A 25,039-nucleotide genomic window follows, 5' to 3' on the forward strand; every position below is an offset into this window, starting at 1 on the left:
CGGCTCAGTCTCGTGCGGCCCACCACTCCTTGAGAGCGGCGACGGCCTGGTCGTGCTCCATCGGCCCGTTCTCCAGACGGAGCTCCAGCAGGAACTTGTACGCCTGGCCGATGGCCGGTCCGGGTCCGATGCCCAGGAGCTCCTGGATCTGGTTGCCGTCCAGGTCGGGGCGGATGGCGTCCAGCTCCTCCTGCTCCTGGAGCTGGGCGATCCGCACCTCCAGGCCGTCGTACGTGCGGGAGAGTGCCGCTGCCTTGCGCTTGTTGCGCGTGGTGCAGTCCGAACGGGTCAGCTTGTGCAGACGCGAGAGCAGGGGCCCCGCATCGCGGACGTAGCGGCGCACCGCCGAGTCGGTCCACTCGCCGTCCCCGTACCCGTGGAAGCGGAGGTGGAGCTCGACCAGCCGCGAGACTTCCTTGATCATCTCGTTGGAGTACTTGAGCGCCGTCATGCGCTTCTTGGTCATCTTCGCGCCCACCACCTCGTGGTGGTGGAAGGAGACCCGGCCGTCCTTCTCGAAGCGGCGGGTGCGCGGCTTGCCGATGTCGTGGAGCAGGGCCGCGAGACGCAGCACCAGGTCGGGGCCGTCCTCCTCCAGGTCGATCGCCTGGTCCAGCACGGTCAGCGAGTGCTCGTACACGTCCTTGTGGCGGTGGTGCTCGTCGCTCTCCAGACGCAGCGCGGGCAGCTCGGGCAGCACGTGGTCGGCGAGACCCGTGTCCACGAGCAGACCGAGGCCCTTGCGGGGGTGCGTCGAGACCAGGAGCTTGTTGAGCTCCTCCCTGACCCTCTCGGCGGAGACGATCTCGATCCGGCCGGACATCTCCTTCATCGCCGTGACGACCTCGGGGGCGACGTCGAAGTCCAGCTGGGCCGCGAAGCGCGCCGCGCGCATCATGCGCAGGGGGTCGTCCGAGAAGGACTCCTCCGGGGTGCCGGGCGTGCGGAGAACACGGGCGGCGAGGTCCTCGAGACCGCCGTACGGGTCGATGAACTCCTTCTCGGGAAGGGCCACGGCCATGGCGTTGACGGTGAAGTCACGCCGGACGAGATCCTCCTCGATCGAGTCGCCGTAGGAGACCTCGGGCTTGCGCGAGGTCCGGTCGTACGCCTCGGAGCGATAGGTGGTGACCTCGATCTCAAAGCGCTGCACCGTGTCGCCGACGCGGGCCTCCTTCTGGCACCCGACCGTCCCGAAGGCGATCCCGACCTCCCAGACGGCGTCCGCCCACGGACGGACGATCTTCAGGACGTCCTCGGGACGGGCGTCGGTGGTGAAGTCCAGGTCGTTGCCGAGCCGGCCGAGCAGGGCATCCCGTACCGACCCGCCGACCAGCGCGAGGCTGAACCCGGCCTCCTGGAATCGGCGGGCGAGGTCGTCGGCGGCAGGGGACACGCGCAGCAGCTCGCTGACCGCGCGGCGCTGCACCTGGCTCAGTGCGGTCGGGGTGTCTTCGTTGGCGTTCGGCACAACAGAAAAGGGTACGTGCCCCGGTCCACCCCGACGTCCCCGATTTTCCACGGACCGGGCGGCGAGCCCCATCGGCTGGAGCAGTCCCCGGCACTTGCCCCCAGCGTGCCTCGTTACCATGCCTGGACACAGCAACCGGGAACCATCGGCACCACTGGCACCACAGACAACGACGAGGACGGACAGCGCGTGGGCGAGGCGGCAGACATCCAGGGATCCGGTCCCTCATCCGCCCGCCGGTGGCTGCGGCGCACGATCACGATCGCCGTCGGAGCACCGCTCCTCGCCGGACTCCTCCAGGCCCCGGCCGCCTCGCCGGCGGAAGCCGCGGAGGACGCCACCGGCTCGAAGACCGTCGATGTGTCCCTCGACACCGTCACGCCGAGCGCCCCGGTGGAGGGCGACACCGTCACCGTCTCCGGGACGGTGACCAACCGCGGCAAGAAGACCGTGACCGACGCCACCGTGGACCTGCGCGTCGGCCCGCGGATGACGAGCCGCAGCGAGATCGACCAGACCACCGAGCGCACCGGCTACCGCCGCGACAGTGACCCGCCGACCCTCGACGGGGGCCCCTCGGTCAAGATCGCGAAGCTCGGCGCCGGCCTCAGCACGGAGTTCACGCTCTCCGTCCCGGTCTCCAAGCTCGGCCTCGACGAGTCCGGCGTCTACCAGCTGGGCGTCTCGCTCACCGGCCGCACCTCGGAGCAGTCCTACGACCGGGTCCTCGGCATCGAGCGGACCTTCCTGCCGTACCAGCCGGAGTCCGCCGACAAGAAGACCCAGCTCACCTACCTCTGGCCGCTGATCGCCTCGTCCCACGTCTCGGCCGAGACGGCGACGGACGACCAGCAGACCCCGGTCTTCGAGGACGACGACCTCGCCGCCGAGCTGCGCCCGGGCGGCCGCCTGGACCAGATGGTCTCGCTGGGCAAGGACCTCCCGGTCACCTGGGTCATCGACCCGGACCTGCTCGCCACCGTCGACGCCATGGCGAACGGCTACCGCGTCAAGGACGGCACCGCCGACGCCCCCGGAAAGAACCAGGCGGTGGCCGAACGGTGGCTGGACTCGCTTCAGGAGGCCACCCAGGGGCGGAAGATCGTCGCGCTGCCCTTCGCCGACCCCGACCTCGCCTCCCTCGCCCACCGCGGCAAGGACGTCCCCGGCTCGCTCGCCCACCTCCAGTCGGCGACAGCCCTCGCGGGCATGACCGTCGAGACGGTGCTGCACAGCCAGCCGTCCACGGACTTCGCCTGGCCCGCCGACGGCGCCGTCGACCCGTCCATCGTGGCCGTCGCGACCTCGGCCGGAGCCGACAAGGTGATCGCCCGCAGCGACAGCGTCCTCGACGACCTCCCCTACACGCCGACAGCGGCCCGCCCCCTCGGCAACGGCAGCACGACGGCCGTGGTGAGCGACGCGATTCTGTCCACCGCCTTCGAGGGCGACATGGTCCGCGCGGAGGGCTCCACGCTCGCGGTCCAGGAGTTCCTCGCCCAGTCGCTCGCGATCACCCTGGAACAGCCGGAGCAGCAGCGGAGCATCGTCGTCGCCCCGCAGCGGGTTCCGACCGCCGCCCAGGCACAGACCATGGCGACCGCCCTGAAGGCCCTCTCCGGCAAGCGGTGGACCCAGCCGGCCGATCTCGTCGCGGCGGCGGCGGCCAAGCCGGACCCGGACGCCTCCACCACCGTGCCGAGCGGCTCGCGCTACCCGAAGGAGCTCCGCGACCAGGAGCTCCCCGTACAGGCCTTCCGCGACATGAAGACCACTCGGGACGAACTCGACGACTTCAAGGTCATCCTCACCCTGCCGGAGCGGGTCGTGACCCCCTTCGGCAACGCGATCAGCCGTGAGATGTCTACCTCCTGGCGCGGCCGCACGCAGGCCGCCTCGGTCTACCGCCATGACGTCCTGCGCTACCTCCAGAACCTCACCGAGGGCGTCCAGCTGGTCGACAAGTCCGACCTGACCCTCTCCGGCCGCAGCGCGACGATCCCCGTGACCGTCCAGAACAAGCTGCTCCAGGGCGTGGACGGGCTGGTGCTCCGCCTCACCTCCAGCAACAAGAACCGTCTGGAGGTGGACAACGAGCGGTATGCCGAGCTTCCCGTGAAGATCAGTGCCGGTCACAGCCAGTCGGTGAAGTTCCCCGCCTCGGCCAACGTCAACGGCCAGGTCCTGATGACCGCCCAGCTCTACACCGAGGACGGCACGCCGTACGGGCAGCCGATGACCTTCAACGTGAAGGTCTCCGAGATCACCGCGACGGTGATGCTCGTCATCGCCGGCGGCGTGCTGCTCCTCGTCCTCGCCGGAGTCCGGATGTACACCCAGCGCAAGCGGGTGGCCGCCAGGAACGCCGAGGCCGAAGCGACCGAGGCCGACGTCGACGCCGACGCCGACAACGACGGCGACGGCGAGGGGCCCGGCACCGACGGCCCCGGGGCCGGTGAACCCGAGCAGCCGAGTGACCCGGCGCCGGACACCGGCCCGGAAAGCGGGGACCCGTCGGGCCCGGGTGAGAAAGTGGACCGTTGAGCGATGTCGTGGCCGGTCGGCCGGGGACGATGAGGTGGGGTAACCATGAACGCGCCGTACGACGGTGACCGCGGCCCGGGCACGGGCGGCGCCGCACCCTCCGGAGGAACACCCTCGGTGCCCGCCGGCTCCGGCTACCCGCCGGTGCCGCCGCCGGGTCCCCAGGACGCCGACGACCCGTACGCTCCGAACCCGTACGCCCAGGACGCCGCCGGGCCGAACCCGTACGCCCAGGACCCGGCCGCCCAGGACCCGGCCGCGCCGAACCCGTACGCCCAGGACCCCTACGTCCAGGACGCCTACGCGCACGACCCGTACCGCGCGCGGGACCTGTCCGCGCAGGACCCGGTGACCGAGGCGCTCTACGACCGCGCCGCGCACCCGCCGCCCCCGCCCGGCACCTACCAGGACCCGCAGGCGCTCTACCAGCAGCCCGCCCCGCCCCGGCACGCCCCGGACCCCCGGGTCTGGGCGCAGACCCCGGCCCCCGAGCCCGACGGCCCCTCCCGCCACCTGCCGTACGGCGACGACGCGCGCACGGTCCAGTTCACCGGCGTCGACGACCTGGTGACCCGAGCCGGCGAGGAGGAGCCCGAGCCGGACGCGTTCGCGCACCTCTACCGGGACCAGCAGGCGTCCGGCCAGGTGCCCCCTCCCGCCACGGAGCCGGATCCCATGCCCGCACCCGCCCCGAAGAAGACCGGCCGCGCCTCCGGCCTGCTCAAGTCGAGCGCCGTCATGGCCGCCGGCACCCTGGTCTCCCGGCTCACCGGCTTCGTCCGCAGCCTGGTCATCACCGGTGCGCTCGGCGCGGCCCTGCTCGGCGACACCTTCACCATCGCCTACACCCTGCCGACGATGATCTACATCCTCACCGTCGGCGGCGGCCTCAACTCGGTCTTCGTCCCCCAGCTCGTCCGCGCGATGAAGAACGACGAGGACGGCGGCGAGGCCTACGCCAACCGCCTGCTGACCCTCGTCATGGTGGCCCTCGGCCTCATCGTGGCCCTGGCCGTCTTCGCGGCACCGCTGCTGATCCGGCTGATGTCGAACACCATCGCCGACGACGCCGCCGCCAACAGCGTCGCCGTGACCTTCGCCCGCTACTGCCTTCCCACGATCTTCTTCATGGGTGTGCACGTGGTGATGGGCCAGATCCTCAACGCCCGCGGCAAGTTCGGCGCGATGATGTGGACGCCGGTCCTCAACAACATCGTCATGATCGTCACGTTCGGCCTGTTCATCTGGGTCTACGGCACCTCCGCCGAGTCCCACATGGGCGTGCAGACCATCCCTGACGAGGGCATCCGCCTGCTCGGCATCGGCACGCTGCTCGGCCTCGTGGTCCAGGCCCTGGCGATGATCCCGTACCTCCGCGAGACCGGCTTCCGGTTCCGTCCCCGCTTCGACTGGAAGGGCCACGGACTCGGCAAGACGGTCAAGCTGGCCAAGTGGACCGTGCTCTTCGTCCTCGCCAACCAGGCGGGCGTCCTGGTCGTCACCCAGCTCGCGACGGCCGCCGGTGAGGAGTCCGGCAAGAACGGCGCCGGCTTCCTCGCCTACTCCAACGCCCAGCTGATCTGGGGCATGCCGCAGGCCATCATCACCGTCTCCGTCATGGCCGCGCTGCTGCCCCGCATCTCCCGCGCCGCCCACGACAACGACCCCGGCGCCGTCCGCGACGACATCTCGCAGGGCCTGCGCAACTCGGCCGTCGCGATCGTCCCGGTCGCCTTCGCGTTCCTGGCGCTCGGCGTCCCGATGTGCACCCTGCTGTACGCGTCCAGCGGCGTCGAGGCCGCCCAGGGCATGGGCTTCATCCTCATGGCCTTCGGCCTCGGCCTGATCCCCTACTCCGTGCAGTACGTCGTCCTCCGCGGCTTCTACGCCTACGAGGACACCCGGACGCCCTTCTACAACACCGTCATCGTCGCCGCCGTGAACGCGGCCGCCTCGGCGCTCTGCTACTTCGTGCTGCCCGCCCAGTGGGCCGTGGTCGGCATGGCCGCGTCCTACGGTCTCGCCTACGCCGTCGGCGTCGGCATCGCCTGGCGCCGCCTCCGCAACCGCCTCGGCGGCGACCTCGACGGCACCCAGGTTCTGCGGACCTACGCCCGGCTCTGCATGGCCTCCGTGCCCGCCGCGATCGTCTCCGGCGCCGTCGGCTTCGCGATCCTCAAGCTTCTCGGCGAGGGCGCCCTCGGCTCGCTCGTCGCGCTGCTCGTCGGCGGAGCGGTCCTCCTCGGCGTCTTCTTCGTCGCCGCCAAGCGCATGCGGATCGCGGAGCTGAACACCCTGGTCGGGATGGTGCGCGGACGCCTGGGACGCTGAAACGTCAGCTCCGCGCAACCTTCTACGGGTACCGCGTGTCGTGCATAGCGTCGGACTGTGGGCACAATTGGCATGGCTGTTGGATCTGGGCGCAACGGATGGGGAGGCAGGACGACGGTGGCGGAACGTAGCACGACTGCCGTCGACGTGGCCGACAACAGCGGTGACGACCCGCTGACCGCCAAGGCGGACAAGGCCACGACCGACGGGGTGGCGGAAACGCAGAAGGCGGCGACGACGCCCGCCGATGCCACCGATGACAAGGGAGTCGCGCCCAAGGGCGGCGACCAGCCCTCCATCAAGGCACCCGAACTGCACAGCGGCCACAAGCTGGCCAGACGCTACCGCCTGGAGGAGTGCGTCACCCGTCTGGACGGCTTCAGCAGTTGGCGAGCCGTCGACGAGAAGCTCCGGCGTGCCGTCGGCGTGCACCTGCTGCCCGCCGACCACCCCCGCGCCCGGTCCGTCCTGGCCGCCGCCCGTTCCTCGGCGCTGCTCGGCGACCCCCGGTTCGTCCAAGTCCTCGACGCCGTCGAGGAGAACGACCTCGTCTACGTCGTGCACGAGTGGCTGCCCGACTCCACCGAGCTGACCGCGCTCCTCGCCACCGGCCCCCTGGAGGCGCACGACGCCTACCAGCTCGTCAGCCAGGTCTCCCAGGCCATGGCCGCCGCCCACCGCGAGGGCCTCGCGCACCTCCGGCTCACCCCGAGCGCCGTCCTGCGCAGCTCCACCGGCCAGTACCGCATCCGCGGCCTCGCCGTGAACGCCGCCCTGCGCGGCATCACGGCCGACCGCCCGCAGCGCACCGACACCGAGGCGATCGGCGCCCTGCTGTACGCGGCGCTCACCCAGCGCTGGCCCTACGAGACCGACGCCTACGGCCTCACCGGCCTCCCCAAGGGCCTGGGACTCGTCCCGCCGGACCAGGTCCGCGCGGGCGTCCACCGCGGGCTCTCCGAGATCGCCATGCGCGCGCTCGCCAACGACGGGGCCACCGCCTCGCGCCAGGACCGGCCCTGCACCACCCCGGACGAACTCGCCAAGGCCGTGGCCGCGATGCCCCGCGTCAAGCCGCCGGAGCCGACGTTCCCGACCCCGCCGGAGTACCAGCGCACGACCTACCAACAGGGCACGTACGGCCGTCCTCAGCCGCGTCCCGTGGTCACCCAGCCCCTGCCCGCCCCGCCGGCCCCGCTGGAGAGCCGCACGGGCAAGGCCCTGAAGTGGGCCGTGGGCGCCCTCCTCATCGCCGCCCTCGGCCTCGGCAGCTGGCAGATCGCGGACCGGCTCCTCGGTCAGAAGGGCACCTCGCAGGAGCCGATCACCACCCCGACGGCCGACGAGAAGCCGAAGCCGCTCCAGCCGATCGCGATCGCGGGCGCCCACGACTTCGACCCGCCCCCGGGGGGCAACAGCAAGGAGAACCCGGACGACGTCCCGAAGGCGTACGACGGCAACCCGAGCACGTACTGGCCGACCATGGACTACATCGGCTACTCGAAGTTCGGGAACATGAAGGACGGCGTGGGCATCGTCCTCGACCTGGGCTCGGAGCAGGAGGTCGGCTCGGTCGACGTCTCCTTCCTCGGCCACACGTCCGTGGAACTGCGCACCGCCGCCGCAGGCGCCTCCTCGGCCCCGTCCTCACTCGACGGCTTCACCGCCCAGACGTCGGGCTCGGGAACCGAAGTGGCGCTCAAGCCCCCCAAACCGGTGACAACCCGCTACGTTCTGGTCTGGCTGACGGACCTGCCCGCCAGCGAGACCGGCAACTACCGCGGCAAGGTCAGCGAGATCAAGGTCATGGGCTGACGACCGTACGGGAGGGGGCTCACCGTTGAACGATCCGCGAGGCGAGGCCGCGAGCGACCAGGAACTCCTGGCCCGCCACGTCGACGGGGACCCGGACGCCTTCGGTGAGCTCGTCCGGCGGCACCGGGACCGGCTGTGGGCGGTGGCCCTGCGCACCCTGGGTGACCGCGAGGAGGCCGCTGACGCCCTCCAGGACGCTCTGCTGTCGGCCTTCCGGGGCGCCCACACCTTCCGCGGCCAGTCGGCCGTCACGACCTGGCTGCACCGCATCACGGTGAACGCCTGCCTCGACCGCGTCCGCAAGACCGCCAGCCGCCGTACCTCGCCGGTCGACGACACCGACCGGTTCGAGCAGCTCCTCGAACCGCACGAGTCGGCCGAGGCACCCGCCGAGCGTCAGGACCTCCACCGGCAGCTCCTCGCCGCGCTCGCCACCCTCGCACCCGACCAGCGGACCGCACTGATCCTCGTCGACATGCAGGGATACCCGGTCGCCGAGGCGGCACGTATCCTCGGCGTCCCCACCGGCACCGTGAAAAGCCGCTGCGCGCGGGGCCGGGCCCGTCTGCTGCCGATGGTCACTCATCTGCGCGCCGACACCGTGGGTAACGAGGCCCCCGAAGGGGGAAGGAACCGGACGCCGGGGACATCCGTCCCAAGGGTGCCGGGGCCGACGGAAACCGGACCGACAGATCCAGCTGCTGTGAAGGGCGGAGGTGGGCGCGCGTGACTTCCACGACCGGCAAGACCGACACGACACAGCACCCGGACGTCTCGGAGATCTCCGACCTGACGGAGGGGCTCCTCTCACCGACCCGCTCCGCCGCCGTACGGCTCCACCTCGACGGGTGTCCCCTCTGCGCCGACGTACGGGCCTCCCTGGAGGAGATCCGGGGCCTCCTGGGCACCCTGCCCGGCCCACCCCGCCTGCCCGCCGACATCGCCGGTCGGATCGACGCCGCCCTCGCCGCCGAAGCGCTCCTCCAGGCCACCGCCCCGGAGAAGGGCGCCCCCGTTTCACGTGAAACAAGGAACGCCGACGACGAAGCCCCCCGGCCGCCCGTCGTGGGGCGCCCCGCCGGCCGTCCCGCCGCCGCCACCGGCCCCGGCCGCCCCGGGAAGCCCCGCCGGCGCCGCATCGCCGTGCTCTCCACGCTCGCCGCCGCCTTCGGCGCCCTCGCCCTCGGGACGGGCCTCTACCTCGGCCAGAGCGGCGTCCCCTCCGCCTTCAACTCCGACGCCGGCAAGATGGCGGACCAGGGCGTCGCCAAAGCCGCGAGCTCCTTCTCCGGCGCCCCGATCGAGGACCGCGTCCACGCACTCCTCGCCGTCGGCGCCACCCCGCAGAAGGCCGCCCCCGAATCCCTGGCCGCCGCCGAGTCCGACACGGCCGCCCCCCGACGCAACGCGGAGCCCACCGCCCTCCCCGACTGCGTCCTGGCCGGCACCGGCCGGTCGGACGCCGTCCTCGGACACGAGCGCGGGCAGTACGAGGGGACGGCCGCGTATCTGCTCCTCTTCGCGGAACCCGGTGACAGCGGTCACGTCCAGGCTCTCGTCCTGGACGCCTCCTGCGCCGACCAGCCCGAAGGCAGCGGGGCTCGGCCCGCGGATCTTCTGCTCAGCCAGACGTACCCCCGCTCCTGACGAGGCGCGCGGCACTCTCGGGAATGCATGCCCCTTAGGATCCGTTGGGTGGGGTGAGAGCGACCGAGACAAACGCCCCCGTAGGCAGTGGCAAGTCTGCAGAGACGAGGAAGAAACCCGTGAGCGACGTCCGTAACGTGATCATCATCGGCTCCGGGCCCGCGGGTTACACCGCCGCGCTCTACACGGCGCGCGCGTCGCTGAACCCCCTGGTCTTCGAGGGCGCGGTCACCGCCGGTGGCGCGCTGATGAACACGACCGAGGTGGAGAACTTCCCCGGCTTCCGTGACGGCATCATGGGCCCGGACCTCATGGACAACATGCGGGCCCAGGCCGAGCGCTTCGGCGCCGAGCTCGTCCCCGACGACGTCGTCGCCGTGGACCTGACCGGCGACATCAAGACCGTCACCGACACCGCCGGGACCGTGCACCGCGCCAAGGCCGTCATCGTCACGACCGGCTCCCAGCACCGCAAGCTCGGCCTCCCCAACGAGGACGTGCTCTCCGGCCGCGGTGTCTCCTGGTGCGCCACCTGCGACGGGTTCTTCTTCAAGGACCAGGACATCGCCGTCGTCGGCGGAGGCGACACCGCGATCGAGGAGGCGACCTTCCTCTCGCGCTTCGCCAAGTCCGTCACCATCGTCCACCGCCGTGACACCCTGCGTGCCTCCAAGGCCATGCAGGAGCGTGCCTTCGCCGACCCGAAGATCTCCTTCGCCTGGGACAGCGAGGTCACCGCGATCCACGGCGACCAGAAGCTGAGCGGCCTGACCCTGCGCGACACCAAGACCGGTGAGACGCGCGAGCTGGCCGTGACCGGCCTCTTCATCGCCGTCGGCCACGACCCGCGCACCGAGCTCTTCAAGGGCCAGCTGGAGCTGGACGAGGAGGGTTACCTCAAGGTGGCCGCCCCCTCGACCCGTACCAACCTCACCGGTGTCTTCGGCGCGGGCGACGTCGTCGACCACACCTACCGCCAGGCCATCACGGCCGCCGGCACCGGCTGCTCCGCCGCACTCGACGCCGAGCGCTTCCTGGCCGCCCTCGCCGACAGCGAGAAGCTGGCCGAGACCCCCGCGGTCTGACCCGAACTTTCCCTGCCTTACACCCCGCGAGAACAAGGAGGCCGCCGTGGCCCTGAAGAACGTGACCGACGCTTCCTTCGATGAGGACGTCCTCAAGAGCGACAAGCCCGTCCTGGTGGACTTCTGGGCTGCCTGGTGCGGCCCGTGCCGTCAGATCGCTCCGTCGCTCGAGGCCATCGCCGCCGAGCACGGCGAGATCGAGGTCGTGAAGCTGAACATCGACGAGAACCCGGCCACGGCCGCGAAGTACGGCGTCATGTCCATCCCGACGCTCAACGTCTACCAGGGCGGCGAGGTCGTGAAGACCATCGTCGGCGCCAAGCCGAAGGCCGCCATCCTGCGCGACCTGGAGCCCTTCGTCGCCGGCTGACACGCTTCCCGTTTCACGTGAAACACGAGAACGGCCCGTCCCTGCGAAGGGGCGGGCCGTTCTCGTGTCCGCAAACTCAGAGTGGCCGGAGGGCGGGCTCCTTCTGGACGGCGCCGAGCAGCCGGTCGAGGGCCATCTCCACGTCCTCCTTCCAGGAGAGCGTGGTCCGGAGCTCCAGCCGCATCCGGGGGTAGGCGTGGTGCGGACGGACGGTCTTGAAGCCCACGGCCAGGAGGTGGTCGGCCGGCAGCACACAGGCCGGTTCCTTCCAGCGGGCGTCACCGAACGCCTCGATCGCCTTGAAGCCCCGCCGCATCACATCCTTGGCCACCGTCTGGACGGCCACCCGCCCCAGCCCCTGCCCCTGGTAGCCCGGCATGATCCAGGCGGTCATCAGCTGCACGGCGTCCGCTGCCACCGGACTCGTCGGGAAGGCCGTCGAACGCGGCACGTACGCCGGAGGCGCGTACAGGACATAGCCGACGGGGACCTCGTCCACGTAGATGACCCGGCCGCACGAACCCCACTCCAGCAGGACGGCGGAGATCCAGGACTCCTTCTCCAGCTCCGGACGGCCCGCCTTCACGGCGGCCTCACCGCTCACCGGATCGAGCTCCCAGAAGACACAGGAGCGACAGCGCCGGGGAAGTTCCTCAAGGTTGTCCAGCGTGAGCGGTACGAGCCGACGCCCCACGGCCTCTCCTCGCTTCCCTCGCCACCGAGAACGGACACACCTTCCAGAATCGTAACCACCGGGCGATCAGGGGGACACCGGTCCCAGCCAAAGGGCGGGCCGTCCTCCGGTGGAGATCCGGAGGGCGGCCCGCCCTGTGTGGCACGGGTGACGACGGAGCGTCAGCTCTGTTCGGCCTTGTTCTGGTCCATGACCCGTCCCTCACCGGGAGCCAGGGTCGAGAGGATGCGGTCCAGGTCGTCCATCGAGGCGAACTCGACGACGATCTTGCCCTTCTTCTGCCCCAGGTCGACCTTCACCCGGGTCTCGAAGCGGTCCGAGAGACGGGTCGCGAGCTCCGAGAGAGCGGGCGAGACGCGTCCCCCGGCACGGGGCCCCTTCGGCTTGACCGCGGTGGGCTCCTCGGAACCCATGAGGCTCACGATCTCCTCGACCGTACGCACCGAGAGTCCCTCGGCGACGATCCGGTACGCCAGCTGGTCCTGGGCCTCCGGGTCCTCGACGCCGAGCAGGGCACGCGCGTGGCCGGCGGAGAGGACCCCGGCGGCGACCCTCCGCTGCACCGGCAGGGAGAGACGCAGCAGACGCAGCGTGTTGGTGATCTGCGGGCGGGACCGTCCGATCCGCTCCGCGAGCTGGTCGTGCGTGCAGCCGAAGTCCTTGAGCAGCTGCTCGTAGGCGTGAGCCTCTTCGATCGCGTTCAGCTGGGCCCGGTGGAGGTTCTCCAGGAGGGCGTCGAGGAGCATCTTCTCGTCGTCGGTGTCCCGGACGATGGCCGGAATCCGTTCGAGACCCGCCTTCGTGGAGGCGCGCAGCCGGCGCTCACCCATGACGAGCTCGTACCGGTCGGCGTCCGTCTTGCGCACGACGATGGGCTGGAGCAGGCCGACCTCCTTGATGGAGACGACAAGCTCCTCAAGGGCGTCCTCGTCGAAGACCTCACGCGGCTGGTGCCGGTTGGGAACGATCGAGTCGAGCGCCAGCTCTGTGAAGTAGGCACCGGCCGGGGGCTCCGGCTGCGGCGCCGGCGCCGGCTCGTTCCACGCGGCGGTGGACTCCGGAGCCTGCGGGCTCTTCGGGAGCGTCGCCAGCTTCGCCGCGGCCACACCGCGCTCCACCGGCCGTTCCTGTGGGGCGGAAGGAATCAGTGAACCGAGCCCACGTCCCAACCCCCTGCGTCGCTCACTCACTGGATCCCCTCCGACATGCTGCGCTGGTTGTTCTGGTACCCCCCAGGGGCGTGCCCCGCGTGGGTGTGCTGCGGGTCGTAGTGCACGGCGGCACCCCGCAGAGCGATCTCACGGGCCGCTTCGAGGTACGACAGGGCACCGCTGGAGCCCGGGTCGTACGTGAGCACCGTCTGCCCGTAGCTCGGTGCCTCGGAGATGCGGACGGACCGCGGAATGCTGGTCCGGAGCACCTCCTCGGCGAAGTGTGTGCGCACCTCTTCCGCGACCTGCGAGGCGAGCCTCGTCCGGCCGTCGTACATGGTGAGCAGGATGGTCGAGACGTGAAGTCCCGGGTTCAGGTGCCCCCGGACCAGTTCGACGTTCCGCAGGAGCTGGCCGAGGCCCTCCAGCGCGTAGTACTCGCACTGGATCGGGATCAGCACCTCGGCGCCCGCGACCATGGCGTTGACCGTGAGAAGGCCGAGCGACGGCGGGCAGTCGATCAGGATGTAGTCGAGCGGCTGCTCGTAGGCCTGGATGGCCCGCTGGAGCCTGCTCTCGCGCGCCACCAGCGACACCAGCTCGATCTCCGCACCGGCGAGATCGATGGTGGCGGGGGCGCAGAAGAGGCCCTCGACGTCCTTGACCGGCTGCACCACTTCGGAGAGCGGCCTACTGTCCACGAGGACGTCGTAGATCGAGGGGACCTCGGCGTGGTGGTCGATGCCGAGCGCCGTGGAGGCATTGCCCTGCGGGTCCAGGTCGATGACCAGGACCCGGGCACCGTGCAGCGCCAGGGAGGCGGCGAGATTGACGGTCGTGGTCGTCTTGCCCACGCCGCCCTTCTGGTTGGCGACCACCATCACCCGGGTCTGGGCCGGGCGGGGCAGACCCTCGCCGGCACGGCCCAGGGCCTCTACCGCCAGCTGGGCGGCTCGGCCGATGGGGGTGTCGTCCATCGGGGGCAGCGTTTCACGTGAAACATCCTCCCCCGCCGATTCGGTGCGGGGACCGGGGACCGGATCGGTCATCGGTCCCGCGATGTTGGCGTCGGACCGCATGGATTCACTCTCCTCGGCTTCAGGCTCGCGACGAGCAGAGCCTGTCATGCTTTCGGGGTCGCGAACCAGCGAGGTCAGTGCTTCTGTGGATGATTCCACTTCTGTGGACAAGTCCGTCACCCTCGCGAGTGGCTTCACGCGAGGCTGACGGTCCCGGGGTGCGGCAGCCGCCCGGCCGCGGCTGATGATCCCCTGGAGCAGGGAGCGACGTTTCACGTGAAACACCATGCCCCTGCCGCCCGGTCACAGCCGTTCGACACTCCGATAACGGACGTATGCGGCGCTCAGCGGCGCCGACGGGTCTTGCTCGTCCGCGCGGCCTTGGCCCGCTTCGCCGCGAAGCGCACGCCACCCGGGCTCTCGCCGACCTCCACCCGGACGACCGTGGACAGGGGGTCGACGATCCCTTCGCCCACCTGCAACACCGAGGTCTCCACCACACCGAGCTTGGAGAGCGCGGCGCGGGCGCCGTTGATCTCCTCCTCGGCGGTGTCGCCCTTGAGCGCCAGCATCTCGCCGTAGGGCCGCAGCAGCGGAACGCCCCAGCCAGCGAGCCGGTCCAGGGGAGCCACCGCGCGGGCGGTCACCACGTGAACGGGCGTGATCTTGCCGAGCATCTCCTCCGCCCGGCCACGGACGACGGTCACGTGGTCGAGGCCCAGGAGCTCGACGACCTCCTGGAGGAAGTTCGTGCGGCGCAGCAGCGGCTCAAGAAGGGTGATCTTGAGGTCCGGCCGGACCAACGCCAGCGGGATGCCGGGGAGCCCGGCGCCCGAGCCGACATCGCAGACCGTGACGCCCTCGGGGACGACCTCCGAGAGGACCGCGCAGTTCAGCAGGTGCCGCTCCCACAGTCGCGGGACCTCGCGCGGGCCGATCAAGCCGCGCTTCACACCCGCGTCCGCGAGGAGCTCCGCGTACCGCACGGCCTCCGGGAAGTACTCACCGAAGACTGTCCGCGCCTGCTCCGGCGCCTCGGGGAGCTCCGCTGCCTCCGTCACGGGAACCGTCCTTCCGTACCGCAGGCATTCCCTGCGAGCGCACTGTGATGGCTGAACTATCAGGCTGACAAAGATCGGCCCCGCCTGCGAACAGACGGGGCCGACACTGCGAAGGGGGTCAGGCCGGGAGCACGACGACGAAGCGCTGCGGCTCCTCGCCCTCGGACTCGCTGCGCAGACCGGCGGCGGCAATCGCGTCGTGCACGACCTTGCGCTCGAACGGGGTCATCGGGTCCAGCTTCACCGGCTCACCGGAGGCCTTGACCTCGGCCGCGGCCTTGGCGCCCAGCTCGGCGAGCTCGGTGCGCTTCTGGGCGCGGAAGCCGGCGATGTCGAGCATGAGGCGGCTGCGGTCACCGGTCTCGCGGTGCACGGCCAGGCGCGTCAGCTCCTGGAGAGCCTCCAGGACCTCGCCGTCGCGGCCCACGAGCTTCTGGAGGTCGCGGCTGCTGGAGTCGCTGACGATCGAGACCGCGGCGCGGTCCGCCTCGACGTCCATGTCGATGTCGCCGTCGAGGTCGGCGATGTCGAGCAGACCCTCGAGGTAGTCGGCCGCGATCTCACCCTCCTGCTCCAGGCGGGTGAGGGTGTCGCCACCCTCGGCGGCGGCGGAGGTGGTGGTGCCTTCCGACACGGATGGTCTCCTCTTACTTCTTGGACGACGGGTGCTTGGGGCGCTGCGGGCCCTTGCGCTGGCGGTTGCCGCCGGTGGCGCGGCTGCGGCCGGACCCCTGGCCCTGCGTGCCGCCCTTGGCGGGGGTGTCCTGCTTCTTCTCCAGCGAGGTCTTCGGCTCGGAGTCCGAGACGGTCTCCTCGGTGGCCTCCGCCGACTCGTCGGCCTCGGTGCCCTTGGTCTGCTGGGCCCCGGACTGGCGCTGCGACTTGGTCTGGCGCTTGGGCTGCTGCCGCTTGGCGGCCGCACCGGCGGCCTCGGCCTCGGCCGCGATCGTGTCGCTCTTGATCACGGTGCCGTCGGCCTGGGCGGCGAAGCCGGCCTTGTTCAGGCCCGTGAAGAAGCGGCGCTCCTGCTCGTTGCGGTCGGAGCCCTTGGCGACGATGACCTTGACGATGTTCTTGCGGCGACGGCCGCGGACCTCGCTGTGCGCGGTGATGTTCTTCAGCAGGCGCTGGAGGTACGCGTCCTGGGCCTTGCTGCCCGGCGTCGGGTTCTGGTTGATCACGTACATCTGCTGGCCCATGGTCCACACGTTGGTGGTCAGCCAGTAGACGAGGACACCGACGGGGAAGTTGATACCCATGACGGCGAAGATCACCGGGAAGATGTACATGAGCATCTTCTGCTGCTGCATGTACGGGGTCTTCACCGAGAGGTCGACGTTCTTCGTCATCAGCTGGCGCTGGGTGAAGAACTGCGAGGCCGACATCAGGATGATCATGATCGCGGTGACGATGCGGACCGCGGTGATGTCGGCGTCGAGCGCGGCGACCTCGGCGGCGCTGTCGGTGAACTTCGAGGCGAGCGGAGCGCCGAAGATGTGGGCCTTCCGGGCGCTGGCGAGCAGAGACTCGTCGATGACGCCGATGGTCTGGCCCGAGGCGATGCTGGAGAGCACGTGGTACAGCGCGAAGAAGAACGGCGACTGCGCCAGGATGGGAAGGCACGAGGAGAGCGGGTTGGTACCCGTCTCCTTGTACAGCTTCATCATCTCTTCGGACTGACGCTGCTTGTCGCTCTTGTAGCGCTCCTGGATCGCCTTCATCTTCGGCTGGAGCGCCTGCATGTTCCGCGTCGACTTGATCTGCTTGACGAACAGCGGGATCAGGCAGATACGGATCAGCACCACGAGGGACACGATGGAGAGGCCCCAGGCCCAGCCGGTGTCAGGGCCGAAGATCTTCCCGTACACCGTGTGGAACTGGACGATCACCCATGAGACAGGTGTGGTGATGAAGCTGAACAGACTGGCAATCGTGTCCACTAATCAGGCTCCTTGAGCATTGGGCGAGGTCTCTGCGGCCGGGCTCGTCTCGGCGGTGGACCCGCCCGTGTCGCCGCGCAGCGCGTTCCTCAGCATTTCGTGCCAGCGGGGGCGCTTGCGCGCGGGGACATGGTCCACACCGCCCGGCGACCACGGATTGCACCGCAGGATGCGCCAGCCGGTCAGGGCCGTGCCCTTGATCGCGCCATGTCGGTCGATGGCCGTGAATCCGTAGTGGGAACACGACGGGTAGTACCGGCAGACGGGGCCCAGAAGGGGGCTGATCGTCCACTGGTACAGCTTGATGAGAGCCAGCAGCGGGTACTTCATCGCGCGCCCCCTCCCAGCAGCCGCTGGAGAGCGGCGTCCAGGTCTCGGGCCAGCTGTGCGTGGTCGGCGTCACCGGCTCCGGGCAACGCCCGTACGACCACCAGGCTACCGGGAGGCAGCTCGGCGAGTCGGTCTCGGAGAAGGTGGCGCAGGCGACGCTTCACCTGGTTGCGCACAACCGCACCGCCCACGGCCTTGCTCACGACGAAACCCGCACGCGCAGGGGAAACGCTCTCCCCGGACGCGTGCGGGTCCGTTGCACCGCTGCGTAGGTGGACGACGAGGAGCGGGCGACCGGCCCGGCGACCTCGGCGTACCGCGGTGGCGAAGTCCTCGCGCCGCCTCAGCCGATTCTCGGTAGGCAGCACGTCATGACCTGATTAAGTGGATCAGGCGGACAGGCTCGCGCGACCCTTGCCACGGCGGTTCGCCAGGATGGCGCGGCCGGCACGGGTACGCATGCGCAGGCGGAAGCCGTGGGTCTTCGCGCGACGACGGTTGTTCGGCTGGAAGGTGCGCTTGCTCACTCGGGGGCTCCAGAAATGATTCGGGTGGTGGCGGGACATCGCCTGGCTGTCACCGTGCGCCCACGAGTAGCTCGTAACGCCCGATTGCACCGCTTCTCGACCACAAATCTGTGATCTTCGCCCATCGGAGGCAGGCGGCAGCAGCCATCGACAACTCGACCTGGTCACGGTACGCGCGGCTACGCCATCCGGTCAAACCGACCTGTCGCCATGGTCCATTATGCACAGGCTGTGGACAACAACTTGAACCGCGTCAGCCGCCCCGACTACCGTGGGGAGACTCCACAGTCTTTTCCCTTCTGTCCTCTCCTGTCCTTCCTCACCTGATCCTCTGCGAGAAAGCGTGCTCCGTGGCTGACGTACCTGCCGATCTTGCCGCAGTGTGGCCACGCGTCCTCGAGCAGCTCCTCGGCGAGGGCCAGCAAGGGATCGAGGCCAAGGACAAGCAGTGGATCGAGCGCTGCCAGCCGCTGGCCCTGGTCGCCGACACCGCTCTGCTCGCCGTGCCCAACGAGTGGGGGAAGCGCGTCCTCGAAGGCCGCCTGGCCCCGTTGATCAGCGAGACCCTCAGCCGCGAGTGCGGGCGTCCGATCCGGATCGCCATCACCGTCGACGACTCCGTCGGCGAGCCGACCCCGCCGGCGCCCCCCGCGCAGCAGCCGCGCTACGACGAGCGCCCGCAGCCCGACGCGTACGAGAAGTACGAAGGGTACGGACACCGTCAGCTCCCCGAGGACACGCTGCCGACCGTGCGGCCGGCCTACCCGGAGTACCAGCAGCCGCAGCGGCCCGACCCGGGCTCCTGGCCGCGCACCCAGGAGGACCTGTCCTGGCAGCAGCCGCGGCTCGGCGGTTACCAGGAGCGCGCTCCGTACACCGGCCCCGAGCAGTCCCGGCAGACCCGGTACGACGAGCCCGCCCGCGGGTACGAGCAGCCGCAGCGCCCCGAGCGCGCGGAGCTTCCCGAACCGCAGGGCCCCGGTGCCCGTCCCGGTCCCCGGCCGGGCGGCGGTCCGGTCCCCGGCGGCGGTCACCTGCAGGGCGGTCCCGGTGCGGGCTCCTCCGGCCAGGGCGGTTCCGGGGCGCCGAACGAGCAGCACGCGCGCCTGAACCCCAAGTACCTCTTCGACACCTTCGTCATCGGTTCCTCGAACCGGTTCGCGCACGCCGCCGCCGTCGCGGTGGCCGAGGCGCCGGCGAAGGCGTACAACCCGCTCTTCGTCTACGGGGAGTCGGGTCTCGGCAAGACCCACCTGCTGCACGCGATCGGGCACTACGCGCGGAGCCTCTACCCGGGCACGCGCGTGCGGTACGTGAGCTCGGAGGAGTTCACGAACGAGTTCATCAACTCGATCCGCGACGGCAAGGGCGACGCGTTCCGCAAGCGGTACCGGGACGTGGACATCCTGCTCGTCGACGACATCCAGTTCCTCGCGAGCAAGGAGTCGACGCAGGAGGAGTTCTTCCACACGTTCAACACGCTCCACAACGCGAACAAGCAGATCGTGCTCTCCTCGGACCGGCCGCCCAAGCAGCTGGTGACCCTGGAGGACCGGCTCCGCAACCGCTTCGAGTGGGGCCTCACCACCGACGTGCAGCCGCCGGAGCTGGAGACGCGCATCGCGATCCTCCGCAAGAAGGCGGTGCAGGAGCAGCTGAACGCCCCGCCGGAGGTGCTGGAGTTCATCGCCTCCCGGATCTCGCGGAACATCCGTGAGCTGGAGGGCGCGCTGATCCGGGTGACGGCCTTCGCGAGCCTCAACAGGCAGCCGGTGGACCTGGGGCTGACCGAGATCGTCCTCAAGGACCTGATCCCGGGTGGCGAGGACAGCTCGCCGGAGATCACCGCCCCGGCCATCATGGCGGCCACGGCCGACTACTTCGGGCTGACGGTGGAGGACCTCTGCGGATCCTCGCGCAGCCGCGTCCTGGTGACGGCCCGGCAGATCGCGATGTACCTGTGCCGTGAGCTGACGGACCTGTCGCTGCCGAAGATCGGCGCGCAGTTCGGCGGGCGCGACCACACGACGGTGATGCACGCGGACCGGAAGATCCGCGCCCTGATGGCGGAGCGACGCTCCATCTACAACCAGGTCACCGAGCTCACCAACCGCATCAAGAACGGCTGACACAAGGCCGATCAGGGCCTCCAGAGCCTCCGAAGGGCGCCTCGGGACACCTCCCGGGGCGCCCTTCGGCGTCCGCGGACGCCTTCTTCGTCGTACACAGCCCCACCGTGCACAGCTGTGTACGAGCGCGGGCTGTTCGATTACTCCGTTCCGGTGGCAGGTTCTCCACAGATTGGGGGATGATCTCCCGTCCACAGGGTGGGGACTACGGAGTTATCCGGAATGTGTCCACAGGCCAGCCTGGTGACAGTTCATCACCCCAGGTCAGACCCCTGTGGAATTGTTGGCAAACGATCTCCACAGCCTGTGGATGAATCCTTCGTCCACAGGGGGCCTCGACGGTTGTCCACTGGCTGCCCACAGGCAGGGGTCGGTTGCCCACAGCTTCTCCACACCGCTGTCCACTGTTCGGCAACGAAACACCCCCGCTCACCGGCCGGAGTGAAAGCCGTCACACCAAGGGAGACGTTTGGGCTGTGGGGAACCTGGGGAAAGCTGGGGACAGTGCTGGGGAGAACTCCCCGTGGCCTGTGTATCGGGTGTGCAGAACTTTCGGGTGTCCACAGAACACCCCGGTTGTCCACTGGTTCCACCCACAGGGTCGGTGGACAAAAAACCGCGCCTGACCTGCGAAAACGACGTTATCCACGGTTTCCACAGGCCCTACTACTACTCCCACATAGAGTTAGCCCGGAATTCGCTTCGAAGTGGGACGTGTGGACAACTCGCCTCCGGAGCTCCGACGCGCCCTCGTCGCGATTTGACCCAGGAGCAGCGACGAGTGTCGGCGGCGTACGTCAGACTGGTTCCCGCAGTCGACGAAGAGCCAGCAACAAGCAGGAGGCGGTTCCGGTGAAGATCCGGGTGGAGCGCGACGTACTCGCCGAGGCGGTGGCCTGGGTGGCCCGCAGCCTCCCGGCCCGTCCGCCGGCCCCCGTCCTCGCGGGCCTTCTGCTGAAGGCCGAGGACGGCGCGCTGAGCTTCTCGAGCTTCGACTACGAGGTCTCGGCCCGCGTCTCCGTCGAGGCGGAGGTCGAGGAGGACGGCACCGTCCTCGTCTCGGGCCGTCTGCTCGCCGACATCTGCCGCGCCCTCCCCAACCGTCCGGTGGAGATCTCCACAGACGGTGTACGGGCCACCGTGGTCTGCGGCTCCTCCCGCTTCACCCTCCACACCCTGCCTGTGGAGGAGTACCCGGCGCTGCCGGAGATGCCCACCGCGACCGGCACGGTCCCCGGCGAGGTCTTCGCCTCCGCCGCCGCCCAGGTGGCCATCGCCGCCGGCCGTGACGACACGCTGCCCGTCCTCACCGGTGTGCGCATCGAGATCGAGGGCGACACGGTCACCCTGGCCTCCACCGACCGCTACCGCTTCGCGGTCCGCGAGTTCCTGTGGAAGCCGGAGTCCCCCGAGGCGTCCGCCGTGGCCCTGGTGCCCGCCAAGACGCTCCTGGACACCGCCAAGGCCCTCACGAGCGGCGACACGGTCACCCTGGCGCTCTCGGGCTCCGGCAAGGGCGAGGGCCTCATCGGCTTCGAGGGCGCGGGCCGCCGCACCACCACCCGCCTCCTGGAAGGCGACCTGCCGAAGTACCGGACGCTCTTCCCGACCGAGTTCAACTCGGTCGCCGTGATCGAGACCGCGCCGTTCGTCGAGGCCGTCAAGCGCGTGGCCCTGGTCGCCGAGCGCAACACGCCGGTCCGCCTGAGCTTCGAGCAGGGCGTGCTGATCCTGGAGGCCGGCTCCAGCGACGACGCACAGGCTGTGGAAAGGGTCGACGCGCAGCTCGACGGCGACGACATCTCGATCGCCTTCAACCCGACCTTCCTCCTGGACGGCCTGAGCGCGATCGACTCCCCGGTCGCCCAGCTCTCCTTCACCACGTCCACGAAGCCCGCGCTCCTGAGCGGCAAGCCCGCGCTCGACGCGGAGGCGGACGAGGCGTACAAGTACCTGATCATGCCGGTGCGTCTGTCGGGCTGACGAGCGGAAACGGGGTCATCGCCTGAGCGGCTGACCCCACAGGTGTGCGGCGGGGGCCGGGCGTAGGCTCGGTCCCGGGTACACCGCACACGACGCTTAAGGAATCTCTGATGGAGCTCGGTCTCGTCGGTCTCGGCAAGATGGGCGGCAACATGCGCGAGCGCATTCGCCGCGCAGGCCACACCGTCATCGGATACGACCGCAACCCGGACCTCGCCGATGTCCACAGCCTGGAAGAGCTTGTGGGCAAGCTCAAGGGCCCGCGCGTCGTCTGGGTGATGGTCCCGGCCGGTGCCGCGACCCAGTCCACGATCGACGAGCTGGCCGACCTGCTCTCCCCCGGCGACATCGTCGTGGACGGCGGGAACTCCCGCTGGACCGACGACGAGAAGCACGCCGAGGAGCTCGCCGCCAAGGGCATCGGGTTCGTCGACTGCGGCGTCTCCGGCGGCGTCTGGGGCCTGGAGAACGGCTACGCGCTGATGTACGGCGGCTCCGCCGAGGACGTCGCGAAGGTCCAGCCGATCTTCGACGCCCTCAAGCCCGAGGGCGAGTTCGGCTCGGTCCACGCCGGCAAGGTCGGCGCCGGCCACTTCGCGAAGATGGTCCACAACGGCATCGAGTACGCCATGATGCAGGCCTACGCCGAGGGCTGGGAGCTCCTGGAGAAGGTCGACTCCGTCACGGACGTGCGCGAGGTCTTCCGCTCCTGGCAGGAGGGCACGGTCATCCGTTCCTGGCTGCTCGACCTCGCGGTGAACGCCCTCGACGAGGACGAGCACCTGGACGGTCTCCGCGGCTACGCGTCGGACTCCGGCGAGGGCCGGTGGACGGTCGAGGCCGCCATCGACAACGCCGTCCCGCTGCCGGCGATCACCGCGTCGCTGTTCGCGCGGTTCGCCTCCCGCCAGGACGACTCCCCGCAGATGAAGATGATCGCCGCGCTGCGCAACCAGTTCGGTGGCCACGCGGTCGAGACGAAGAAGTAATCCACAGGCTGTGCACCCCGCGGTGCACAGCCGCCGGGGGAAGAAGGTCGGCGCCCACCATGCACGTCACGCATCTCTCGCTGGCCGACTTCCGCTCGTACGCCCGGGTCGAGGTTCCGCTCGACCCGGGCGTCACCGCTTTCGTGGGGGCCAACGGCCAGGGGAAGACCAACCTCGTCGAGGCGGTCGGCTACCTCGCGACCCTCGGCAGCCACCGCGTCGCCTCCGACGCGCCGCTCGTACGGATGGGGGCCGAGCGCGCGATCATCCGCGCCGCCGTCACCCAGGGCGAGCGCTCCCAGCTCGTCGAGCTCGAACTCAACCCGGGCCGTGCCAACCGTGCCCGCATCAACAGGTCCTCGCAGGTCAGACCGCGTGACGTGCTGGGGATCGTCCGGACCGTGCTCTTCGCGCCCGAGGACCTCGCCCTCGTGAAGGGCGACCCCGGCGAGCGCCGGCGCTTCCTCGACGAACTCGTCACGGCGCGCACGCCGCGCATGGCGGGCGTGCGCTCCGACTACGAGCGCGTCCTCAAACAGCGCAACACGCTCCTGAAGTCCGCCGCCATGGCGCGGCGGCACGGCGGGCGCGGCATGGACCTGTCCACCCTCGACGTGTGGGACCAGCACCTCGCGCGCGCCGGAGCCGAGCTGCTCGCGCAGCGGCTCGACCTCGTCCACACCCTCCAGCCGCTGGCCGACAAGGCGTACGAACAGCTCGCGCCCGGCGGCGGGCCGCTGCTCCTGGAGTACAAGCCCTCCGCTCCGGGCGCCGGGCAGAGCCGCGAGGAGCTGTACGAGCAGCTGCTCGCCGCGCTCGGCGAGGTCCGCAAGCAGGAGGTCGAGCGGGGCGTCACGCTCGTCGGGCCGCACCGCGACGACCTGCTGCTGCGCCTCGGCGACCTGCCGGCGAAGGGGTACGCGAGCCACGGGGAGTCCTGGTCGTACGCGCTCGCGCTGCGCCTGGCCTCGTACGACCTGCTCCGCTCCGAGGGCAACGAACCCGTGCTCGTCCTCGACGACGTCTTCGCCGAGCTCGACGCGCGGCGCCGGGAGCGGCTCGCGGAGCTGGTCGCGGGCGGCGAGCAGGTGCTCGTCACCGCGGCCGTGGACGACGACGTGCCGGGGGTGCTCGTGGGGGCGCGGTACGCGGTGTCCGGAGGGACGGTGGAGCGGGTATGAGCGCCGGTGCCGGTGGCGTGAACGGGGAAAACTCCCCACAGCCTGTGGACAAGCCCGCCGTGCCCGAGGCCTCGGGTGTGGACCTCGCCCGGGTCGCGCTGCGCGCGGCCAAGGAACAGGCGCGGGCGAAGGGCGCGGCGGCGCAGCAGAAGAAGCAGGCACGGCGCGGGGGCGGCCTGCGCTCCGGCGCGCGCGCCGACGGGCGCGACCCCATGGCGCTCGGCGCGGCGATCAACCGGCTGATCACCGAGCGCGGCTGGGAGACGCCGGCGGCGGTCGGCGGGGTCATGGGCCGGTGGCCCCAGATCGTGGGCGAGGACCTGGCGAAGCACTGCGTGCCGGTGCGGTTCGACGAGGAGCCGGACGCGCGGGTGCTGACCGTGCAGTGCGACTCCACGGCGTGGGCGACGCAGCTGCGGCTGCTCGCACCGCGCCTGGTCGCCCGGCTGAACGAGGACCTCGGGCACGGGACGGTGCGGTTGATCAAGGTGCTGGGGCCGCAGGGGCCCCGGCGGGGGTACGGGCCGTTGCGGGCTCCGGGGTCCGTGGGGCCCGGGGACACGTACGGCTAGGGCGCGGGCGGCTGGGCGCCGGCGGTGCGGGTGCGGGGCTGGTGTCCATGGACGCCGGCCCCCTGTGCGTTTCCGGCCGTACGGGCCGGGTCCTACGGGGGCGGGTCCAGGCAGAGGGCGCGCTGCGCTGGTGTGCGTCGTGCCCACCCGCCCCGCTCTTCGAGCAGGGGGGACCCCCGGCCCCGGCGGAACGCATGCCC

Annotated in this window: 22 protein-coding genes; 12 read left to right on the plus strand and 10 right to left on the minus strand. The window is 70.4% G+C overall.

The window, feature by feature from the left end; genetic code table 11:
- Positions 1-4: 4 nt before the first annotated feature.
- Entirely contained in the window at positions 5-1,471 is a 1,467-nt protein-coding gene (locus AB0G79_RS01230) for a CCA tRNA nucleotidyltransferase (protein WP_360798243.1), read from the minus strand.
- Between the two features lie 189 nt (positions 1,472-1,660).
- Between AB0G79_RS01230 and AB0G79_RS01235 the strand changes: the two genes are divergently transcribed.
- The 7 genes from AB0G79_RS01235 to trxA all read left to right on the plus strand — a co-directional run bounded on the left by AB0G79_RS01235 (position 1,661) and on the right by trxA (position 11,263).
- Positions 1,661-4,015: a DUF6049 family protein gene (locus tag AB0G79_RS01235; RefSeq protein ID WP_360798245.1), complete on the plus strand. Its 2,355-nt coding sequence runs from the start codon at positions 1,661-1,663 to the stop codon at positions 4,013-4,015.
- 45 nt (positions 4,016-4,060) lie between these two features.
- A complete protein-coding gene (gene murJ / locus AB0G79_RS01240) occupies positions 4,061-6,346 on the plus strand; it encodes a murein biosynthesis integral membrane protein MurJ (RefSeq protein ID WP_360798247.1) in 2,286 nt (761 codons plus the stop codon).
- Positions 6,347-6,463: 117 nt separating this feature from the next.
- Positions 6,464-8,161: a protein kinase family protein gene (locus AB0G79_RS01245; RefSeq protein WP_360798249.1), complete on the plus strand. Its 1,698-nt coding sequence runs from the start codon at positions 6,464-6,466 to the stop codon at positions 8,159-8,161.
- 25 nt (positions 8,162-8,186) lie between these two features.
- The gene (sigM, locus tag AB0G79_RS01250) at positions 8,187-8,891 is read left to right on the plus strand and encodes an RNA polymerase sigma factor SigM (protein WP_360798251.1); all 705 of its coding nucleotides are present in this window, start codon (positions 8,187-8,189) and stop codon (positions 8,889-8,891) included.
- Complete coding sequence (locus tag AB0G79_RS01255) at positions 8,888-9,808, plus strand: hypothetical protein (protein ID WP_360798253.1); 921 nt, start codon at positions 8,888-8,890, stop codon at positions 9,806-9,808. The genes sigM and AB0G79_RS01255 overlap by 4 nt, the downstream gene beginning before the upstream one ends.
- A 119-nt stretch (positions 9,809-9,927) precedes the next feature.
- The gene (trxB, locus tag AB0G79_RS01260) at positions 9,928-10,893 is read left to right on the plus strand and encodes a thioredoxin-disulfide reductase (RefSeq protein ID WP_360798255.1); all 966 of its coding nucleotides are present in this window, start codon (positions 9,928-9,930) and stop codon (positions 10,891-10,893) included.
- A gap of 46 nt (positions 10,894-10,939) precedes the next feature.
- On the plus strand, positions 10,940-11,263 hold the full coding sequence (gene trxA / locus AB0G79_RS01265) for a thioredoxin (protein WP_360798257.1): 324 nt from the start codon (positions 10,940-10,942) through the stop codon (positions 11,261-11,263).
- 76 nt (positions 11,264-11,339) lie between these two features.
- Here the strand turns inward: trxA and AB0G79_RS01270 are convergent, their stop codons facing one another.
- From AB0G79_RS01270 to rpmH, 9 genes are all read right to left on the minus strand, one after another.
- On the minus strand, positions 11,340-11,957 hold the full coding sequence (locus AB0G79_RS01270; RefSeq protein WP_360798259.1) for a GNAT family N-acetyltransferase: 618 nt from the start codon (positions 11,955-11,957) through the stop codon (positions 11,340-11,342).
- Between the two features lie 161 nt (positions 11,958-12,118).
- Positions 12,119-13,147, minus strand: coding sequence for a ParB/RepB/Spo0J family partition protein (locus AB0G79_RS01275; RefSeq protein ID WP_360798261.1), 1,029 nt, complete (start codon positions 13,145-13,147; stop codon positions 12,119-12,121).
- Positions 13,144-14,235, minus strand: a complete 1,092-nt coding sequence (locus tag AB0G79_RS01280) for an AAA family ATPase (protein WP_360798263.1) — start codon at positions 14,233-14,235, stop codon at positions 13,144-13,146. The genes AB0G79_RS01275 and AB0G79_RS01280 overlap by 4 nt, the downstream gene beginning before the upstream one ends.
- A gap of 236 nt (positions 14,236-14,471) precedes the next feature.
- Positions 14,472-15,188 carry a 16S rRNA (guanine(527)-N(7))-methyltransferase RsmG gene (gene rsmG / locus AB0G79_RS01285; RefSeq protein WP_360798265.1) on the minus strand — a complete coding sequence of 239 codons (717 nt, stop codon included), beginning with the start codon at positions 15,186-15,188 and terminating at the stop codon, positions 14,472-14,474.
- A gap of 118 nt (positions 15,189-15,306) precedes the next feature.
- Positions 15,307-15,822, minus strand: a complete 516-nt coding sequence (locus AB0G79_RS01290) for a R3H domain-containing nucleic acid-binding protein (protein ID WP_360798267.1) — start codon at positions 15,820-15,822, stop codon at positions 15,307-15,309.
- Positions 15,823-15,835: 13 nt separating this feature from the next.
- A complete protein-coding gene (yidC, locus tag AB0G79_RS01295; RefSeq protein WP_360798269.1) occupies positions 15,836-17,128 on the minus strand; it encodes a membrane protein insertase YidC in 1,293 nt (430 codons plus the stop codon).
- A gap of 3 nt (positions 17,129-17,131) precedes the next feature.
- On the minus strand, positions 17,132-17,458 hold the full coding sequence (gene yidD, locus AB0G79_RS01300) for a membrane protein insertion efficiency factor YidD (RefSeq protein WP_360798271.1): 327 nt from the start codon (positions 17,456-17,458) through the stop codon (positions 17,132-17,134).
- Positions 17,455-17,826: a ribonuclease P protein component gene (rnpA, locus tag AB0G79_RS01305; RefSeq protein ID WP_360798273.1), complete on the minus strand. Its 372-nt coding sequence runs from the start codon at positions 17,824-17,826 to the stop codon at positions 17,455-17,457. Before rnpA ends, yidD begins: the two co-directional genes overlap by 4 nt.
- Before the next feature lie 21 nt (positions 17,827-17,847).
- Positions 17,848-17,985, minus strand: coding sequence for a 50S ribosomal protein L34 (gene rpmH, locus AB0G79_RS01310; RefSeq protein WP_006381191.1), 138 nt, complete (start codon positions 17,983-17,985; stop codon positions 17,848-17,850).
- Between the two features lie 350 nt (positions 17,986-18,335).
- Here rpmH and dnaA point away from each other — a divergent pair, with 350 nt between their 5' ends.
- The 5 genes from dnaA (at position 18,336) to AB0G79_RS01335 (ending at position 24,839) form a co-directional block, all read left to right on the plus strand.
- Complete coding sequence (gene dnaA, locus AB0G79_RS01315) at positions 18,336-20,114, plus strand: chromosomal replication initiator protein DnaA (RefSeq protein ID WP_360798275.1); 1,779 nt, start codon at positions 18,336-18,338, stop codon at positions 20,112-20,114.
- An 852-nt stretch (positions 20,115-20,966) separates the two neighbouring features.
- A complete protein-coding gene (dnaN, locus tag AB0G79_RS01320) occupies positions 20,967-22,097 on the plus strand; it encodes a DNA polymerase III subunit beta (RefSeq protein WP_360798277.1) in 1,131 nt (376 codons plus the stop codon).
- Between the two features lie 110 nt (positions 22,098-22,207).
- Positions 22,208-23,086, plus strand: coding sequence for a phosphogluconate dehydrogenase (NAD(+)-dependent, decarboxylating) (gene gnd, locus AB0G79_RS01325; RefSeq protein WP_360798279.1), 879 nt, complete (start codon positions 22,208-22,210; stop codon positions 23,084-23,086).
- A gap of 59 nt (positions 23,087-23,145) precedes the next feature.
- On the plus strand, positions 23,146-24,267 hold the full coding sequence (recF, locus tag AB0G79_RS01330; protein WP_360798281.1) for a DNA replication/repair protein RecF: 1,122 nt from the start codon (positions 23,146-23,148) through the stop codon (positions 24,265-24,267).
- A 17-nt stretch (positions 24,268-24,284) separates the two neighbouring features.
- Positions 24,285-24,839, plus strand: coding sequence for a DciA family protein (locus AB0G79_RS01335; RefSeq protein ID WP_360799139.1), 555 nt, complete (start codon positions 24,285-24,287; stop codon positions 24,837-24,839).
- Positions 24,840-25,039 lie beyond the last annotated feature (200 nt).

Source organism: Streptomyces sp. NPDC020807, assembly GCF_040641575.1.
GTDB lineage: Bacteria > Actinomycetota > Actinomycetes > Streptomycetales > Streptomycetaceae > Streptomyces.